The organism is Mesorhizobium sp. B1-1-5 (genome assembly GCF_006443065.1).
Taxonomy (GTDB): domain Bacteria; phylum Pseudomonadota; class Alphaproteobacteria; order Rhizobiales; family Rhizobiaceae; genus Mesorhizobium.
Genome location: NZ_VFWS01000121.1, coordinates 1 through 15,446, shown reverse-complemented (window position 1 = coordinate 15,446; position 15,446 = coordinate 1). Strand labels below are relative to the sequence as shown.

Sequence of the window (15,446 nt, the reverse complement as noted above, 5' to 3'; positions counted from 1 at the left end):
AGCTTCGCTCCTGCTCCGCCCTGGAATGACGATCGCGATGGCGTTTCGGCAATCTCCACGCATGCCACCAACGCAAACAGAGCCGACCGGTCAAAATCCCTGTGCAGTGCCACTAGGGTGTGTTGAGATTCAGGTCAGGCCGAGCCGAGAACGGTGGTTTCCGAGAACCGGAGCGGAGCGTACTAAAGTACGTGAGCACCGGAAGCTCAGGAAATCATCGTTCGCAGGCCGACATCACCTGAATATCAACACAGCCTAAGCCATGTTCATATAAGCTTCCGCGATCGCCAGGAAGTCGGCTGCCTTCAGGCTGGCGCCGCCGACCAGCGCGCCGTCGACATTGTCGACGCCGAGCAGTTCCACCGCGTTGGAAGGCTTGACCGAGCCGCCATAAAGAATGCGCGTCCTGGCCGCGGTATCGCCGAACAGCGCGGTCAGCTTGCCCCGGATATGCGCATGCGCCTCGGCCACATCGGCCGCGGTCGGCGTCAGGCCGGTGCCGATCGCCCAGACCGGCTCGTAGGCGATGATGGTGTTGGCGGCGGTGGCGCTCGCCGGCACGGAACCGTCAAGCTGGCGCGACAGGACATCAAGCGTGGCGCCCGCCTCCCGCTCGGCGCGCGTCTCGCCGATGCAGATGATGGCCACCAGCCCCGCCCGCCAGGCCGCCGACGCCTTGGCATGGACTATTGCATCGTCGTCGCCGAACAGCTCGCGGCGCTCGGAATGGCCGACGATGACGTGGCTCGCGCCAGCATCCTTGAGCATCTCGGCCGAAATCTCGCCCGTGAAGGCGCCGCTCTCCTTGGGATGGCAATCCTCTCCACCGGCACGCACCGGCGTGCGCGACAGGATCTCGGCGGCGCGCTGCAGCAAGGTCGCCGGCACGCACACCAGCGCTTCGGTCTCCGCGTCGAGCCCGCTCATGAACCCGTTGCCTATCGACCGCAGCTCGTTGAGCGAGGCGCTGGTGCCGTTCATTTTCCAGTTGCCGGCGACAAGCGGGCGGATTCCAGGGGTCATGGGGCGCGTTCTCCGAGCGACATTAAGCAGCGCCCTCACTACCAAAATCAGGTCACAAAGCAATCGACAGTGGGCCGGAAGGGCGCTATTGCGCTTGTTTCAGACTCGGCGCACGCGAAAATGCGCAAAAATCGGAAGTATGCATGCTTAGTATATTGAGAAGCGCGGCAGGCACCTGGGTCGCGAAGGCGTTGCTGTCCTTGCTGGTGGTGAGTTTCCTCGCCTGGGGCGCGACCACACGCATGGTGGGTGGCGTGCTGGGCGGCCATCACGCGGTGATCACGGCCGGCGGCACGGAGGTCTCGATCAACGAGTACCGCCTCGCTTACGACCGCCAGCTCAACCTTCTGTCGCAGCAATATGGCCAGCGCGTCACCCACGAACAGGCCAAGCTGCTCGGTGTCGACAACCAGGTGCTGGCGCAGCTCGTTTCGGGCGCCGTGCTCGACGAACAGGCGCGCACGCTCGGGCTAGGCCTCTCCAAGGATCGGCTGGCCGAACTGACGCGCGAGGATCCGGCCTTCAAGGGCCCCGGCGGCCAGTTCGATCGCCGCACCTTCGAGTATCTGCTGCGCCAGCTCGGCATGCGGCCCGAGGACTATCTCAGGAACCGCTCGCAGGTGGCTGTGCGCCAGCAGATCGTCGAGGCGATCTCCGACGGCCTCAAGGTTCCGCAGACCTTCCTGAAAGCGGTCTCTCTCTATCGCGGCGAGGATCGCACGATCGACTATGTCGTGCTGCCGAAGACGCTGGTGCAGCCGATCGAGGCGCCGTCCGACAGCGCCCTCAAAACCTATTTCGACGCCAACAAGAAGAACTATGCCGCGCCGGAATACCGCAAGTTCTCCTATGTCCGGCTGGAGCCGCAGGACATCATGGATCCGTCCGCGGTGACAGACCAGCAGATCAGCGAGGACTACAACAAGAACATCGCGCGCTACACGACGCCCGAGATGCGCACCATCGAGCAGCTGGTGTTCAAGACGCCGGATGCGGCCAAGGCCGCTTTGGATTCGCTGAAGGCCGGCGCTACCTTCGACAAGCTCGTCACCGCCGAAGGCAAGACGCAGGCCGACACGCTGCTCGGCACGCTGGCCAAGGACAAGATCGCCGACAAGGCGGTGGCCGATGCCGCCTTCTCGCTCAATGCCAACGAGGTGAGCCAGGTCGTCCAGGGCGCCTTCGGTCCCGTGCTCTTGCGCGTCACCGAGATCAAGCCGCAGGTGGTGAAGCCGCTTTCGGAAGTGTCCGGCCAGATCCGCAAGGACCTGGCGCTCGGCGAAGCAAGCCGCATCCTGCTCGATGTGCATGACAGCTACGAAGACACCCGCGCCTCGGGCGCCTCGCTGGCCCAGGCCGCCGAGAAGTTGAAGCTCAAGGTCGTCACCATCGACGCCATCGACCGTACCGGCCAGCGGCCGGACGGCACGATCGTCAACGACCTGCCGGAATCGGCCGAGCTGATCAAATCGGTGTTCGCGGCGGAGCCCAATACCGAGAACGAAGGCCTGACGACTGCCGGCAACGGTTTCGTCTTCTACGAAGTGCAGTCGGTCACGCCGGCGCGCGACCGCACGCTGGATGAAGTCCGCAAGAAGGTCGTCGCCGACTGGATGGAGGCCGAGACCGACAAGCGTCTCGACGCCAAGGCTCAGGAACTGGAGAAGCGCCTCAAGGCAGGCACCGCGCTCGACGTCATCGCCGGCGAGCTCAAGCTCGACAAGCAGACCAAGCGCGGCCTGAAGCGCGAAGCCGACGATGCCGATTTCGGCAAGGAAGGCGCCGCGGCCATGTTCGGCGTCGGCGAAGGCGGTACCGGTTTGATCCCCTCGCCCACCGGCGACGGCCAGATCCTGTTCAAGGTCGCCGAGGTCTTCGAGCCGGCGGGCGCCGATGGCAGCGCGGTGCCGGACGACGCGCAGAAATCCTTCGGCGCCGGCATGTCCGACGATCTGCTCGACCAGCTGGTGGCGCAGCTGCAGTCGCAATATGACGTCCGCATCGATCCGAACGCGGTTTCGCAAGCACAGACACGATGAGCGCTCTCAAGACACACATAGCCAAGGTCGCCACGGGCACCGCGCTTTCCTTCGAGGAAGCGCGCGAGGCGTTCGACATCATCATGTCGGGCGACGCGACGCCCGGCCAGATCGGCGGCTTCCTGATGGCGCTGCGCGTGCGCGGCGAGACGGTGGGCGAGATTTCCGGCGCGGTCGCCACCATGCGCGCCAAGATGCTGCGCGTCGAGGCGCCGCTAGGCGCCATCGACATCGTCGGCACCGGCGGCGACAACTCGCATTCGGTCAACATCTCGACCGCTTCGGCCTTCGTCATCGCCGCGGCCGGCGTGCCGGTCGCCAAGCATGGCAATCGCGGCCTGTCCTCGCTGACCGGCTCCGCCGATGTGCTGACGGCGCTGGGCGTCAGAATAGACATCCCGCCGGAGACGATCGGACGCTGCATCCATGAGGCCGGTGTCGGCTTCATGTTCGCGCCGGCGCATCATCCGGCGATGAAGCATGTCGGGCCGACCCGCGTCGAGCTCGGCACGCGCACCATCTTCAACCTGCTCGGACCGCTGTCGAACCCCGCCGGCGTCAGCCGCCAGATGGTTGGCGTCTTCCTGCCGGAGTGGATCATGCCCGTAGCCGAGACGCTCAAGGCGCTGGGCGCCGATCACGCCTGGGTCGTCCATGGCGACGGCTACGACGAGATCACCACCACCGGCGAGACACAGGTGGCGGAGCTCGCCGGCGGCGAGATTCGCAGCTTCACCTTGACGCCGGAAGCCGTTGGCTTGAAGCGGCACACAAAGGAAGAGCTGCGCGGCGGCGACGCGGTCTACAATGCCAAGGAATTGCGCGATATGCTTGGCGGAGCCGCCGGCGCCTATCGCGATACGGTGCTGATGAATGCCGGCGCCGGGCTGGTTGTGGCCGGCAAGGTGACGACGCTGGCCGACGGCATCGCGGCGGCGGCGCAAGCGATCGACAGCGGCCGCGCGCTTGCGGTGCTCGACAAGCTCATCGAGATTTCGAACGGTTAGACCCCTTGTCCGATATCCTGCGCAAGATCGAAGCCTACAAGCGTGAAGAGATCGCCGCGGCGAAGCTCGCCGTGTCGTTCGCCGAGATCAGGACGAAGGCCAGGGACGCCGAGCCGCCGCGCGGCTTCCTTGCCGCGCTGGAGGCCAAGCGCCGAGACGGCGGCTTCGCTTTGATCGCCGAAATCAAGAAGGCCAGCCCTTCCAGGGGTCTGATCCGCGCGGATTTCGATCCACCGTCATTGGCACAGGCCTACCAGAAAGGTGGCGCCGCCTGCCTTTCGGTGCTTACGGACGCCCCGTCTTTCCAGGGCGCTCCCGAATTCCTGACAGCCGCTCGGGCAGCGGTGCGCCTGCCGGCTCTGCGCAAGGATTTTCTGTTCGATCCCTACCAGGTCTACGAAGCACGCGCTTGGGGCGCCGACGCGATCCTGATCATCATGGTGAGCGTCGACGACGCGCTTGCCAGGGACCTTGAAGCGACCGCCTTCGAGCTCGGCATGGACGCTCTGGTCGAGGTGCACGACGAAAACGAAATGCAACGCGCGCTCCGCCTCTCGTCGCGGCTGATCGGCATCAACAACCGCGATCTCAGAACCTTTGAAACCAGCCTCGACGTTTCGGAGCGGCTGGCGGCCATGGTGCCGGCGGATCGGCTGCTGGTCAGCGAAAGCGGCATCTTCACGCATCAGGATTGCCGCCGGCTGGAGAAGAGCAAGATCGGCACGTTCCTGGTCGGCGAGAGCCTGATGCGGCAGGCCGACGTGGCCGCCGCCACGCAACTGCTGCTCACCGGCAAGGCGCGTGCCGAGGCCGTTTGAAGATGGCCTCCCTTACTCATCTTGGTGCTAAAGGCGAAGCCAATATGGTCGACGTCGGCGACAAGGCCGAGACGACGCGCACGGCAGTCGCTGAAGGGTCTGTCTCCATGCAGCCGGAAACGCTGGAGATGATCCTGGCCGGCGACGCCAAGAAAGGCGACGTATTGGGGACTGCCCGTATCGCCGGCATCATGGCCGCGAAGAAGACGCACGAGCTGATCCCGCTCTGCCATCCGCTGCTTCTGACCAAAGTTGCCGTCGAGATCGAGCCGGACCATTCCTTGCCAGGTCTCAAGGTTACCGCGCTCGCCCGCGTCACCGGCAAGACGGGCGTGGAGATGGAGGCGCTGACCGCCGCTTCAGTCGCCTGCCTCACCATCTACGACATGGCCAAGGCAGCGGACCGCGGGATGGTGATTTCCGGCGTCCGGCTGGTCGAGAAGACCGGCGGCAAGTCCGGCGACTACAAGGCGGGTTCATAATGGCCTTGCTTCCGGTCACCGAGGCGCTCGAACGCCTGCTCGACGGCGTGACGGCTCTGCCGGGCGAGCGCGTTCCGCTGGCTGACGCGGCGGGCCGCGTGCTGGCCGAGCCGGTGGTGGCGCTGCGCACGCAGCCACCTTTCGATGCCTCCGCAATGGACGGCTATGCGGCGCGCTTCTCCGATGTCGCCTCGGCGCCGGCGCTACTCGAGGTCATCGGCATGGCGCCCGCCGGGCGCGCTTTCTCCGGAACCGTCGGCGAGGGCCAGGCCGTGCGCATCTTCACCGGGGCGCCGTTGCCGGAGGGCGCCGACACCGTCGTCATCCAGGAAAACGTCCGCGATCTCGGCAATGGCTGGATCGAGCTGACGGAGCCAACCGCGGAAGCACGCAATGTCCGCCGCCGCGGGCTCGACTTCGGTCAGGGCGACGTGCTGCTCGAAAAGGGCCGCGTTCTCGATGCGGCGGCCCTTTCGCTGGCGGCCTCGGCCAACCACCCAGCCCTGAACATCGTGCGCCGGCCGCTGGTCGCGATCATCGCCACCGGCGACGAATTGCTGCCGCCGGGCAGCGCTCTCGGCCCCGACCAGATCATTTCGTCGAATGCCTATGGCGTTGCCGCCGCCGCCCAGTCGGTCGGCGCGCGCGCGCTCGATCTCGGCATCGCCGCCGACCGCCAGGAGGCGATTGCCGCGCTCGTCCGGCAAGCGGTCGAGGCGAACGCCGATGTCATCGTCACGCTCGGCGGCGCCTCGGTCGGCGACCACGACCTCGTCCATGGCGTGCTGACCGGCGAAGGCATGCAGCTCGACTTCTGGAAGATCGCCATGCGCCCCGGCAAACCGCTGATGTTTGGCCGGCTTGGCAATGTCCGCTGCATCGGCCTGCCCGGCAATCCGGTGGCAAGCATTGTCTGCTCGCAACTCTTCCTGAAGCCGCTGCTCGCCCGGCTCGGCGGCCGCGATCATCGGCAGGATATGCGAACGGCTCGGCTTGGCACCGCGATGCGGGCCAACGACCTCAGGCAGGACTATGTGCGCGCCGTCGTGCGCGAGGACACCGGCACCCTGGTCGCGACGCCTTTCGGCATCCAGGACTCCTCTATGCTGCGGATGCTCGCCGACGCCGACGGTCTGATCGTGCGCGAACCCTTTGCGCCGGCCGCGGAAGCCGGCGCTGAATGCAGCGTGCTCATGCTGCGCTAGGCGCCGACGAAGTCGATCGTCCAGACGTCGACGAAGTCGATCATAACCCTTATTCGTCGACCAACGTACGGGTCAGGGGATGATCCGGGTCGGCGAGACCATCGACAATATTGAAATGATGTCGGTCCGGCTCGACCACTGAACGTGTGGCGGCGCCGAGCCCTGTCCAGACGTTGGCGAGCAACGCGCTCTGGCGCAGGAATTCCGCACGCTCGCCGCCGCCGGCCCAGCAGGTGATGCAGGCTCCCAGTCGAGGCCGCAACAATGCCGGGCTTTCGCTCCGCGCTTCCGGCTCGTCGATGTTCAGGGTCTCGTTCAGCGCTGTGAACATCAGCGGCCGAAGGTCGTGCAGGCCTGAAATCGAAACCACCTGGCGTATGCGCCGCGCCACATCGGATGATAGCGGTGAGGCCGTGGTCATCATTCGGCTGGCGAGATGGCCGCCGGCCGAGTGCCCGGTCAGCATCAGCGGACCATCGACCATGGTCGCCACCTTCTCGATCGCTGCAGCGACCTCGCCGACTATGCCGCCGATCCTGGTCTGCGGGCAAAGCGTGTAGGAGGGCATGGCGACGGCAAAGCCGCGGCCGATCGCGCCTCCAGCCAGATGCGACCAGGAGCTCTTGTCCGACTCCATCCAGTAGCCGCCGTGGATGAACACAACGAGCCCCTTTGGCGCCGCAGACGGGAGAAATAGGTCGAAGCGATTGCGCGGCGCTTCGCCATACACGATATCGAGCCGCGACCTGCCCTCCGCCAGCCGTTGTTCGCGAAACGCCCGCGCCGGTCCATCCCACGCCGCCGGCCAGCGGTCGCCACCCGCGATATTGGCGCCATTTGCGTAGGCGTCATCCCAGTCGACAATACGATGTCCCAGCAACGGTGCCTCCGCGATCAGGTCATTTGTTCGGCATCGCCGATTCAAAGTCAGGTAACGGTTGTTTTGACGGCAAAGCGCGCGTCTTGCCAGATGCCAGTGCGCAGGATGTCCTCCAGCACCTCGACCGCATTCCAGACATCTCGGTAACCGACATAGAGCGGCGTGAAGCCGAAACGAATGGTGGATGGCGCGCGGAAATCGCCGATCACGCCGCGCTCGATCAGGGCGCGCATCACCTGGTAGCCATTTGGATGGGCGAACGATACCTGGCTGCCGCGTTCTGCGCCTGAGCGCGGGCTCTCCAACTCAAGACCGAAGCCGCCGCATCTGGCCTCGACAAGCCGAATGAACAGGTCCGTCAGCGCGACGCTTTTTCCACGCACGGCTGTCATGTCGACGTCGTTCCAGATATCCAGCGCGCCTTTCAGCGCGCGCATCGACAGCACCGGCTGCGTTCCGCACAGGAACCGCCGGATCCCCGTGCCGGCGGCATAGCCCTGCTCGAATGCGAAAGGCCGGGCATGGCTCCACCAGCCGCTGAGCGGCTGGCGAATGTCGCGGTGGTGGCGGTTCGCGGCGTAGATGAAGGCCGGCGAGCCCGGCCCGCCATTGAGATATTTGTAGGTGCAGCCGACAGCGAAATCGGCATTCGAGCCGTCGAGATCCACCGGCAGCGCACCCGCCGTGTGGCAGAGGTCCCACACGATCAACGCCCCGGCTTCATGGGCCTTGCGGGTGAGCGCCGCCATGTCGCGCAGCCGGCCGGATTTGTAGTTGACGTGGTTGACCAGGATGACGGCGACGCGATCGTCGACCAGTTCCTCAATCGTCGGGGCATCGGCGCCTTCGAGCCGCAGCACCGTGCCGGGCCGCGTCGATGCGACCCCTTCCGCCATGTAGAGGTCGGTCGGAAAGCTGTCGGCCTCGGCAACGATCACCGAACGCTCGGGCCGCATTGCAAGTGCCGCATGCAGGACCTTGTAGATATTGATCGAGGTCGTGTCGCAAACGACCGTCTGGCCGGGTTTCGCGCCGATCAGGCGCCCGAGCTGGTCGCCCAGCTCGATGGGCATATCGAACCAGTCGGCGGTGTTCCAGGCGCGGATGAGATCCCGCGCCCATTCCTGCCTCGCGGCAGTCTCGATCTCGTTGAAGGCGTCGATCGAAGCAGCGCCCAGCGAATTGCCGTCGAGGTATATGACGCCTTCCGGCAAGACGAAGCGATCGCGTGTGGCGCGCAGCGGATCCGCGGCATCCATCGCCTCGACTTCGGCGAAATCAGGAATTCCCCTCATTGTGCTGCCGCCTCCATTTCGATCTGGCCAAGGGGGTTGTCTCACCACCGTCGGCGACAGGGCAAGAACCTTTGGTCCTATGTTAGCTGGTCCATAGACGGCGAAGACCCTGGATCGGAACCATTGCTAAGGTTGGCACGGTGCGGCACGCTTGCGCAGAAACCGACGTGATCCCATCCACGGCTTCGTGATGGTGTCGGCTCTTGATTCAGCTTAAGGAGGCTCCAAATCCGAGCGGAATCAACGCCCCTACCCCAGCCGGGACGGCCAAGGCATCACCGGATGCGACATCGTTTCGGCCGCCTTAACAAATTCACTAAACTTTAAACGGTTGCGGAACACAACTGGAACAGATAGTGTTTGTTCTGGGTTTGTTTTTCTGATTCTGGTTTCAGAACCCGTGGGGGCCGCCGATGCTGACGCGCAAACAACATGAACTCCTGATGTTCATCCATGAACGCCTGAAGGAGAGCGGAATTCCTCCATCATTCGATGAGATGAAGGAGGCGCTCGACCTTGCCTCCAAGTCCGGCATCCACCGGCTGATCACGGCGCTGGAAGAACGCGGCTTCATTCGCCGGCTGCCGAACCGGGCGCGCGCGCTGGAAGTGCTGCGCCTGCCCGACTCGATCGCGCCAGGCCTTAATGCCGCGAAGAAGTTTTCGCCGAGCGTCATCCAGGGCGGCCAAGGCAATCTCAATCGCCAGGTCAAGCCGGCGACGCCATCGCGCACCCCGACGCCAAGCAATGACGACGAGGCCGCGGCGGCCGTATCCATTCCGGTGATGGGCCGCATCGCCGCCGGCGTGCCGATTGACGCCATCCAGCACCAGACGCATTCGATCTCGGTGCCGCCGGACATGATCATGGGCGGCGAGCATTATGCGTTGGAGGTCAAGGGCGACTCGATGATCGAGGCCGGGATCTTCGACGGCGATACCGTCATCATCCGCAATGCCAACACGGCAAGCCCGGGCGAGATCGTGGTGGCGCTCGTCGACGATGAGGAGGCAACCTTGAAGCGTTTCCGCCGCAAGGGTGCCTCGATCGCGCTCGAAGCCGCCAACCCGGCCTATGAGACCCGGATCTTTGGACCGGACCGGGTCAAGGTTCAGGGCAAGCTCGTGGGACTTATTCGCCGCTATTGAGCAGAACTGCTCGCCGTCTTCGCCCGGACGACAATCTATTGGGCCGGTGCGGCGGCTGGTTTTCCGGCTGCTTATAGGGCGCCAGTCCCCTCGCCTCGCGCGTGTATTTCCGCTGCTCGTGCCAGGGTCGGTATGGTTCTACGACCGCGTAGCGGACGGTTGGCCGCGCGGTTGCCGATTGCGGATCGAAGAAGACGGCGGCGCTGCCGTCGCGCGCCAGCTGCCGCTTGGTGACGACGAGCACACGCGGATCGCGGCATGGGTTATAGGCCGTGGCGTCGTTGATGACGATGAGGTCGGCGAAACCGCAGGCCGGCCGGGCGGCGTCGCGGGTCTCGGCGAGCGCGACGATCGCGCCGGAAGGATGCCGGCCGATGCAGAGATCGCCGGTGCAATAGAAGGGCGAGCCGGGTGGCAGGTCGACGGGATCGGCAATGTCCAGCGTATCTTTGGCGAACCTTTCCGGCGGCACGATATCCTCGGCTTTCAGCGCCCGTTTCCAGTTGTCGGTAGTGAACTCGTTGGAGCGTTCGCGATTGACGGCAAGCTCGCCGCCGCCGATCGGCATCGCCACCAGATGCGCGTCCTCGGAAATGAGCACATCCGGTGTGCGGACGTGCGGAATGGCCAGCAGCGCGGCGAGCGCGAAGGGAACGGCGGCAAGCCTCAGCCAGGTGGTGGCCATTGTCGCGACGACCAGCGCGACCGTCGCCAGCAGCACCGACTGGATCGAGATCAGCCCGACGGCATCGACAGGCGAGCGCTCGGAAATCCATGCCGAGATGGCGATCATCGCCGTCAGCCCCTTGCCCATCACATAGAGGAGCGGACCGTCGAAGCCGAAGGGCATGGCCAGCGCGCTCAGCACGGCGAACGGCATGACGATCAGCGAGACGATCGGCATGACCGCCAGATTGGCAAGCAGGCTGAGCGGCGACACCCGCTGGAAGTGCCAGATGGCAAACAGCAATGTCGCGCTGCCCGCGATGAGCGACGTCACGGCGGCGCCGCCCACGCCAACCACCAGTTTTCGCGACAGGAACCCGAGGAACGAACGCTTTGCCGGCGGCGCGGTCGTTTTGCCGGCGCGATAATCGGCAAAGCCGGCATAGGCGCCGACCAGGGCGGCGGTGGCGGCGAAGGACATCTGGAAGCTCGGGCCAACCACTTCGTGCGGCGAGACAAGGATCACGGCGATGGCAGAGATCGCCAGGTTGCGCATTGTCAGCGCCGCGCGGTCGAAGAGCACGGCGGCGAGCATCACGGCCAGCATGATGAAGCTTCGCTCGGCCGCCACCACGATGCCGGAGATGATGAGGTAGGCGGCGATCGAGATGAGTGCGATCCCGGCGGCGTATTTCTTCACCGGCCGCCGCGACGAGAAATCCGGAAACAGCGCGAAGGCGCCGCGCAAAAGCACCATGATCGTGCCGGCAACCAGCGCCATATGCAGGCCGGAGATCGAAATGATGTGGTAGATGCCGGTCCGTCGCATCGACTCGTTGATTTCGTCCGGAATGCCGGCACGAACGCCGACGATCAGCGCCGCTGCGATCTCACCCTCGGAACCACCGATGCTGCTCCTGATGTGGTCGGCAATCCCCTCGCGAGCGTTTTCTATGGCCGATGCCACGCGCGCGCCGAAAGGCACCTCCGTTGGAACTGTCTGGGTCGACGCGACAAGTTTCGGATCGCCCAGGAAAAAGCCACTGGCGCCGATGCCGGCAAAATAGCTGTCGAAGGAAAAGTCGTAGCTGTCCGGCCGAACCGGACCTGTCGGCGGCAGCAGCTTGGCATAGCCGGTCAGGATCGACCCGGCCGTCATGCCGGACGGGATCCTGCGCGCCGACAGCCTGATACGGTCCGGCGCGTAGCGCAGCTTCGGACGCTCGGTGGATATCAGATCTATGGTGAGCCGGACACGGCCGTTGGCCATCGCCTCGGCGGTGACGAGGCGGCCCGTCAGCCGTGTCTGGATTTCGGAACCCAGCATCGGGGTGGCCATCCGCCAGGTCTCCACCTTGGCCGCGAGAAAGCCCAAGGCGCAGAAAAACGCCGCCATGAACGCAAGGTGCGTTCTGTGCCGGGAACGCGAGACCGCCGCGCAGACCGCCATCAGGGCGACCGCCGGAAGCGGCCTGTAGAGGTCCGGCTCGGCGCTCAGCGAGAAGTAACAGATCACGCCGGCTGCCAGGAACACCGGTACCAGCAGAAAGCCGACGCCACGGTCGAGCTCGGTGGTGGCGGCGACCGCAACGCTTCGGCGCAGAGCAGGAAGCGAAACGCGGCCAAGCTGTCTGCGGATCCGGCCGACATTGGCTGTCGGCGAGGCTGGCGGTAACGTGCCGCCGCCAGGCGGCAGAAGCTCAGCTGGCGGGCGCGGCGCCGGAAGCGAAACCGGCGCTTCCTCAGCGGGCACGGCATGAGCAAACATCAGGCGTTCACTGACGCCCGCTGTCGTTCCCTCGCCCTCCTCCGCGCCCCGGCCACGTCCAGCCATCGGGTCTGCCCCTTGCGCCCCAGACCGCCTATGCTACATGAACGCCGGTCGCGTGGAAGTCTGCGCGAAACATGCATTTTTCAGCGCTTCCTCGAGAGTTCCATGTCCGACAAGGTCGTCACCCGTTTTGCCCCCTCGCCTACAGGCTATCTGCATATCGGCGGGGCGCGCACGGCGCTGTTCAACTGGCTCTATGCCAAGCACACCGGCGGCACGATGCTGCTGCGCATCGAGGATACCGATCGCGAGCGCTCCACCGAAGCCGCCACGGCCGCCATTCTCGACGGGCTGACCTGGCTTGGCCTCTCCTGGGATGGCGACGCCGTCTCGCAATTCGAGCGTGCGCCGCGTCACCGCGAGGTGGCGGAGGAGCTCGTGCGCATGGGCAAGGCCTATTACAGCTACGAGACGCCGGCGGAGCTGGAGGCGATGCGCGAGGCCGCACGTGCCAAGGGCCTGCCGCCGCGTTACAACGGCCATTGGCGCGACCGCGGCCCATCCGAGGCGCCGGCAGGCGTCAAGGGCGCGATCCGCATCAAGGCGCCGACCGAGGGCGTGACGATCGTCAACGACCGCGTGCAGGGCGAGGTGCGCTTCCCCAACAAGGATCTCGACGACTTCATCATCCTGCGTTCCGATGGCGTCCCGACCTACATGCATGCCGTCGTCGTCGACGATCACGACATGGGCGTCACCCACATCATCCGCGGCGACGATCACCTGACCAATGCCGCGCGCCAGACCGTGATCTACAACGCCATGGGCTGGGACGTGCCGTCGATGTCGCACATCCCGCTGATTCACGGCGCCGACGGCGCCAAGCTGTCGAAGCGGCACGGCGCGCTCGGCGTCGAAGCATATCGCGCCATGGGCTACCTGCCCGAGGCCCTGCTCAATTATCTGGCCAGGCTCGGCTGGAGCCATGGCGACGACGAGGTGATGTCGATCGAGGACATGATCGCCTGGTTCGACATCGGCGACGTCAACAAGGGCGCGGCCCGCTTCGACTTCGCCAAGCTCGAGGCGCTGAACGGCGTCCATATGCGCAAGATGGACGACCGGGCGCTGTTCGACATCTTCGTCGCAACCTTGCCTTATCTCGAAGGCGGTCCGGCGCTCGCGGCAAAGCTCGATGACAGGCGCAAGGCGCAACTGCTTGCCGCCATGCCCGGCCTCAAGGAGCGGGCGAAAACTCTTGTGGAACTGGTCGACGGCGCGGCGTTCCTGTTCGTCGAGCGGCCGTTGCCGTTGGACGAGAAGGCGGCGGGCTTGCTCAACGCGGATGCGCGCGCGATTCTGCGCGGCGCGCATAGCGCATTGTCTTCTGTCCAGGGCGACTGGAACGCGGCCTCGGCCGAGGCTTCGATCCGCGACTTCGCGCAGGCTGGCGGGCACAAGCTGGGCGCCGTGGCGCAGCCCCTGAGAGCCGCGCTGACCGGCCGCAGCACCTCGCCCGGGGTGTTCGACGTGCTTGCCGTGCTGGGCCGTCAGGAAAGCCTGGCGCGCATTGGAGATCAAATCGATTAGGAGCGAGCTGGCCCAAGAAGATTGGCATTGAAAGGTGTGTTTCGCAGTGCAACATTGGGCTTGGCCCAATCTGGCACGCACCTCCTAAAATGCGGTGGCGAGTTCGCGCATTCCGGTGACTTCGACGTGTCGTTTGCAGGAATTGCCTTGCCGGCATGAGGAACAAAAGGAGTTGAGAATGAGCGAAGCTGCGACAAAACCGGAACCGGGCAGCAAAACGCGCGAGTCGGCCGCCAGGCTCGAGCTCGCCGGCAAGACGCACGAATTGAAGGTGCGAAGCGGGACGGTCGGGCCGGACGTCATCGATATCGGTTCGCTCTACAGCACCACCGGCGCCTTCACCTACGATCCCGGTTTCACCTCAACCGCGAGCTGCGAATCGGGGATCACCTTCATCGACGGCGATGCCGGCATCCTGCTGCATCGCGGCTTCCCGATCGATCAGCTCGCCGAGCATGGCGACTTCCTAGAGGTCTGCTACCTGCTGCTCTACGGCGAGTTGCCGACCAAGGCGCAGAAGGACGACTTCGATTATCGCGTGACGCGCCACACGATGGTGCATGAGCAGATGTCGCGCTTCTTCACCGGCTTTCGCCGCGACGCGCATCCGATGGCGGTGATGTGTGGCGTGGTCGGCGCGCTGTCGGCCTTCTACCACGACTCGACCGACATCTCGGACCCGTATCAGCGCATGGTCGCCTCCATGCGCCTGATCGCCAAGATGCCGACGATCGCCGCGATGGCCTATAAGTACCATATCGGCCAACCTTTCATTTACCCGAAGAACGATCTCGGCTTCGCGGCCAACTTCCTGCACATGTGCTTTGCCGTGCCGTGCGAGGAATACAAGATCAATCCGGTGCTGGCGCGCGCCATGGACCGCATCTTCATCCTGCACGCCGACCACGAGCAGAACGCTTCGACCTCGACCGTGCGCCTGGCCGGCTCATCGGGCGCCAACCCGTTCGCCTGCATCGCCGCCGGTATCGCATGCCTGTGGGGTCCGGCGCATGGCGGCGCCAACGAAGCGGCCCTCAACATGCTGGGCGAGATCGGCCATGTCGACCACATCCCCGAGTTCATTGCCCGCGCCAAGGACAAGAACGACCCGTTCCGGCTGATGGGCTTCGGCCACCGCGTCTACAAGAACTACGATCCGCGCGCCAAGATCATGCAGAAGACCGCGCATGAGGTGCTGGGCGAGCTCGGCATCAAGGACGATCCGCTGCTCGACATCGCGATGGAGCTGGAAAAGATCGCGCTAACCGACGAGTACTTCATCGAAAAGAAGCTCTACCCGAATGTCGACTTCTATTCCGGCATCACGCTGAAGGCGCTGGGCTTCCCCACCACCATGTTCACCGTGCTGTTCGCGGTCGCCCGCACCGTCGGCTGGATCGCGCAGTGGAAGGAAATGATCGAGGATCCGCACCAGAAGATCGGTCGCCCACGCCAGCTCTACACCGGCGCCACGGAACGCGATTACGTGCCGATTGCGAAAAGGTAATTGAGCGAATAGCCA

At 65.0% G+C, this 15,446-nt stretch carries 12 protein-coding genes; 8 read left to right on the top strand and 4 right to left on the bottom strand.

What is annotated here, in order from left to right:
• Positions 1–255: 255 nt before the first annotated feature.
• A complete protein-coding gene (tpiA, locus tag FJ980_RS25180; RefSeq protein ID WP_140546413.1) occupies positions 256–1,023 on the bottom strand; it encodes a triose-phosphate isomerase in 768 nt (255 codons plus the stop codon).
• Positions 1,024–1,166: 143 nt separating this feature from the next.
• Here tpiA and FJ980_RS25175 point away from each other — a divergent pair, with 143 nt between their 5' ends.
• The 5 genes from FJ980_RS25175 to glp are packed head-to-tail and all read left to right on the top strand — an operon-like array spanning position 1,167 to position 6,574.
• Entirely contained in the window at positions 1,167–3,062 is a 1,896-nt protein-coding gene (locus FJ980_RS25175) for a peptidylprolyl isomerase (RefSeq protein ID WP_140546412.1), read from the top strand.
• Complete coding sequence (trpD, locus tag FJ980_RS25170; protein ID WP_140546411.1) at positions 3,059–4,069, top strand: anthranilate phosphoribosyltransferase; 1,011 nt, start codon at positions 3,059–3,061, stop codon at positions 4,067–4,069. The genes FJ980_RS25175 and trpD overlap by 4 nt, the downstream gene beginning before the upstream one ends.
• 5 nt (positions 4,070–4,074) lie before the next feature.
• On the top strand, positions 4,075–4,887 hold the full coding sequence (trpC, locus tag FJ980_RS25165) for an indole-3-glycerol phosphate synthase TrpC (RefSeq protein ID WP_140546410.1): 813 nt from the start codon (positions 4,075–4,077) through the stop codon (positions 4,885–4,887).
• A gap of 2 nt (positions 4,888–4,889) precedes the next feature.
• Complete coding sequence (moaC, locus tag FJ980_RS25160) at positions 4,890–5,369, top strand: cyclic pyranopterin monophosphate synthase MoaC (protein ID WP_140546409.1); 480 nt, start codon at positions 4,890–4,892, stop codon at positions 5,367–5,369.
• Positions 5,369–6,574 carry a gephyrin-like molybdotransferase Glp gene (glp, locus tag FJ980_RS25155; protein ID WP_140546408.1) on the top strand — a complete coding sequence of 402 codons (1,206 nt, stop codon included), beginning with the start codon at positions 5,369–5,371 and terminating at the stop codon, positions 6,572–6,574. The genes moaC and glp overlap by 1 nt, the downstream gene beginning before the upstream one ends.
• A 49-nt stretch (positions 6,575–6,623) precedes the next feature.
• On the opposite strand, the gene FJ980_RS25150 is transcribed toward glp, so the two are convergent.
• On the bottom strand, positions 6,624–7,454 hold the full coding sequence (locus tag FJ980_RS25150) for an alpha/beta hydrolase (protein WP_140546407.1): 831 nt from the start codon (positions 7,452–7,454) through the stop codon (positions 6,624–6,626).
• Positions 7,455–7,501: 47 nt separating this feature from the next.
• Entirely contained in the window at positions 7,502–8,749 is a 1,248-nt protein-coding gene (gene kynU / locus FJ980_RS25145) for a kynureninase (protein ID WP_140546406.1), read from the bottom strand.
• Between the two features lie 413 nt (positions 8,750–9,162).
• On the opposite strand from kynU, the gene lexA reads away from it, so the two are divergent.
• Positions 9,163–9,897, top strand: coding sequence for a transcriptional repressor LexA (gene lexA / locus FJ980_RS25140; RefSeq protein ID WP_140546405.1), 735 nt, complete (start codon positions 9,163–9,165; stop codon positions 9,895–9,897).
• Here lexA and FJ980_RS25135 read toward each other — a convergent pair.
• A complete protein-coding gene (locus tag FJ980_RS25135) occupies positions 9,881–12,397 on the bottom strand; it encodes a ComEC/Rec2 family competence protein (protein ID WP_140546404.1) in 2,517 nt (838 codons plus the stop codon). The two genes, lexA and FJ980_RS25135, sit on opposite strands and share 17 nt — an antisense overlap.
• 102 nt (positions 12,398–12,499) lie before the next feature.
• On the opposite strand from FJ980_RS25135, the gene gltX reads away from it, so the two are divergent.
• Both gltX and gltA read left to right on the top strand, forming a co-directional pair.
• Positions 12,500–13,924: a glutamate--tRNA ligase gene (gene gltX, locus FJ980_RS25130; RefSeq protein WP_140546403.1), complete on the top strand. Its 1,425-nt coding sequence runs from the start codon at positions 12,500–12,502 to the stop codon at positions 13,922–13,924.
• A 178-nt stretch (positions 13,925–14,102) separates the two neighbouring features.
• Complete coding sequence (gene gltA / locus FJ980_RS25125) at positions 14,103–15,431, top strand: citrate synthase (RefSeq protein WP_140546402.1); 1,329 nt, start codon at positions 14,103–14,105, stop codon at positions 15,429–15,431.
• The last annotated feature ends 15 nt before the right edge of the window (positions 15,432–15,446 follow it).